The following is a 3,019-nucleotide window of genomic DNA, read 5'->3' on the forward strand; positions in this document are numbered from 1 at the left end:
GAGATCAAAGTGGTCATTTTAATTGAGCTGGATAACGGACATTTCAATTGAGCCTTGACACTCTGAAAGGCCCTCAGCGTCACTCTGCAACGAGTTAGCCATTTCCAGCACCTTTCCTGGCCATAACCCTGAAAAACGCACCTGATGATTTCTGCGCGTCTGCATGGCTATGCACGGAAGTGAATGGAGGATAGTTTCGCACGGATGTTGTAACCAGATGCTCATTTCCAGCACAGAACTCTCTAGATAACGGTGAGCGGGTGCGCAGTTTACTGTGCGACCGTGAGGCGTTGGGCAAGCCGCCAGGCGCGGCAGGAATATCGCCAAAGGGGTCGGATTTAACGAGGAGTGGGACCGTAGTTCCTGGCGGGTGTCGGGCGGAGCCTGACCAGGAGGATTTGGCGTGCCGGCGGTACTCCAAAAACACATCGTGTCCCGCTGTTTTGTGGCGCCGGCGCAGCTGGCTGTGGACACAAAACATTTCCTGTCCGCGTCAGTTACTGTTTGCCCGCTTCTGGTGATGGGCCAGTATCTCAGCGCGGCCTTCGTCGTAGGTGATCTCACCGGAAAGAAGCCGCGCTTTTACGGACTCATAGAGCGGCGTTCCGGAAGGATCCATGCCTTCAAGCCTGAGAGATGCTTCAGCCTTGCGGAACCCGGTCAGGCGCAGTTGCAGTGTCCGATCATCAGCCATGGGTTTTCCTTTGAGCAGTCATGCGAATAAGGCAGGCGTAAAGTGGGCCCACTTTACATATCCTGCCCGGATGTTGCCGTTGTACAGCTGTGCAGGGAAAAGTGGAAAACGGCAGGAAAGCGTTGCACCAGAGTGTGTAATCAGAGAGGAAAGTGGTGTACCGAGCGATACGAGCCCTGTTCAGCATTACAGACATTACGCTTCCTCGGTCATTCACTCACTTCGTTCGGTCATGACGCTGCGGCGAGCGTTACCAGCTCAGGCAGAAAGCCATGTAAAAGGTCTGTAGGATTGCCGGTTTTCCATAGGCTTCGCCCTCCTGACGAACATCACAGAAATCTGGCGATTTCCGGTGCTCAAGTCAGAAGGGGCGAAACCCGACAGGACTTAAAGATCCCCACCGTTTCCGATGGGTCGCTCCCTCGTGCGCTCTCCTGTTCCCACCCTGAGGTTTACCCGTTGCAGACCGCCGTAAGGTGGCGTTTTCTCATTCCTACCCGTGCAACTGGGTTCCTTTTAGGTGGTTCGCTCCAAGCTGGGCTGTATGCACGAACTCCCCGTTCAACCCGACTACCACGACTTTCAGGTAACTGTACTCTTGAATCCAACCCTGAAAGGCACGACGAATCGCCACTGGCGGTAGCCATTGGTGACAGGTTTACGGAGCGGAGCAGTGTATATAAGTACACATAGAGTTCTTGAAGAGTTAGCCTAACTACAGCTACACTGGAAGGACAGATTTGGTCGCTGCGCTCCGTTTAAGCCAGTCACCACGGTTCAGAAGTTCCCCAACTTACTGAACCTTGAAAAAACCGCCTCCCCAGGCGGTTTTTTCTTTTCAACGAGATTACGCATATTCAGTATTAGCGTCAATATACAGGCTAGCGCTTGTACTTAGCTCTTATCTCGTCTTTTCTTGAAGCCATAACTCGCTTCACTTCCTCATTGGAAGTGAATCTACCGTCTCCAGAATTAGCTTTTGCAACAGCCAGCTCTACCTGCTTCTTCAGCCATTTTTCATGCTGACTAAGAGGCTCAACCTCTCTTGCCAATTGCTCAGCAAAATCTCTGCAAGCTTCACTTAGAGTTTTGCCGCGGGCTTCTGCCGCTTTCTGGGCTCTCATCTTGACGTTCTCATCAAGCCTGAAATGAAATTTAGTATCCATAAGATCCTCCGACACCCGTAATGTTAGTACAGTTGTGCGCACAAGCAACATACATATTTATATAATAAAAACCCATTAAAAACATTGACTTATACGTAATAATCATGTCGGATAGAAAAAAACGAAGAAGGATGATGATCGATCAGTGAAGATCAGTTAAAATACAAACAAGAGAAAAAAGGAGGATGCATGGGATTCATAAGCCAGCTTTCAAAAACAAAAATATCAACACGCCGGGGATCTGCTAGTCAGATAACAGTGACCCAATCATTCAAGCCTTCAACGTCAGCAGAAGAGCTTTCCATCAGGATCTCGACTGAATGCCTCAACAACATAAGCTTGAAAATCGGAGATAAGGTTGACGTACTTTATGATGCAGATAGCGATACATGGATGATAAAAAAAGAGGCGGAAGGCTATAAAATATCCGGAAAACCGGATGCTCCGACAGGACTGATCCGCTACACACTGAAAGAAGGCCACAAGAAATTTACCAGTACCCGGGAATCACTTCCGGTTAAAAAAGATAGTAATGACGACACCATCGTATTCATGGGTGACAAGATGACGTTTAAGCTGAAGGAAAGCGAATGATGGCAAGCAATCTCATTTGGGAAGAAGAAGCTATTGATGATCGGGCTGACTACTTCGAATGGCTTTATCAGCAGAATCCAAAAGCTGCTGAAGATGCAGATCAGTACATAGAAGACACAGTTGACTTACTAATAGAGAATCCATTTCTCGGCAAAGATAGTGAAATAGTGTCTGGCGTGAGAGTTCTCATCATCAAGGGCCTATCGTTAAATGTGTACTATCAAGAAGGCCATGGAACAGTAAAAGTTCTACGAGTTCTCCATCAATCACGAAACATAGCAAAACTCATTTAAGGCAACGCAACCTGCCTCAGCGAGGGAGAAAGAAGCAACTCAAAAAATGTTTTAACAATGTATTTTGTTTTCTAGACAGAAGACAGAGCCAGTCTACGCCCTTATAAATTAGGCAAACAGCTCAAATCCTAAGGAAAAAGTTCATTCAAGTAGAGACCTTTTTCCTTAGGATATACGTATTTACCATAACATCTCTTGGGCGCACCCTCTGTGTAATGGCTCAATAGTAATGTCCGCCTGTGGCTCAATTCAGATGTCCGCGCTATGGTAAG

At 47.7% G+C, this 3,019-nt stretch carries 4 protein-coding genes; 2 read left to right on the top strand and 2 right to left on the bottom strand.

Annotation, left to right across the window (positions count from 1 at the left end; genetic code table 11):
• Nucleotides 1-493: 493 nt before the first annotated feature.
• Nucleotides 494-694 (bottom strand): antitoxin VbhA family protein, encoded by a 201-nt coding sequence (locus BHE81_RS26005; RefSeq protein ID WP_059363303.1) that lies wholly within the window; start codon nt 692-694, stop codon nt 494-496.
• A gap of 881 nt (nt 695-1,575) precedes the next feature.
• Nucleotides 1,576-1,860, bottom strand: coding sequence for a type II toxin-antitoxin system RelB/DinJ family antitoxin (locus BHE81_RS26025; protein WP_059363302.1), 285 nt, complete (start codon nt 1,858-1,860; stop codon nt 1,576-1,578).
• Between the two features lie 189 nt (nt 1,861-2,049).
• Here BHE81_RS26025 and BHE81_RS26030 point away from each other — a divergent pair, with 189 nt between their 5' ends.
• A complete protein-coding gene (locus BHE81_RS26030; RefSeq protein WP_059363301.1) occupies nt 2,050-2,454 on the top strand; it encodes a hypothetical protein in 405 nt (134 codons plus the stop codon).
• A complete protein-coding gene (locus BHE81_RS26035) occupies nt 2,451-2,747 on the top strand; it encodes a type II toxin-antitoxin system RelE/ParE family toxin (RefSeq protein WP_077951050.1) in 297 nt (98 codons plus the stop codon). The genes BHE81_RS26030 and BHE81_RS26035 overlap by 4 nt, the downstream gene beginning before the upstream one ends.
• Nucleotides 2,748-3,019 lie beyond the last annotated feature (272 nt).

Origin of the sequence: Klebsiella sp. AqSCr, from assembly GCF_008452795.1 — a bacterium.
Lineage (GTDB): Bacteria > Pseudomonadota > Gammaproteobacteria > Enterobacterales > Enterobacteriaceae > Klebsiella > Klebsiella pneumoniae.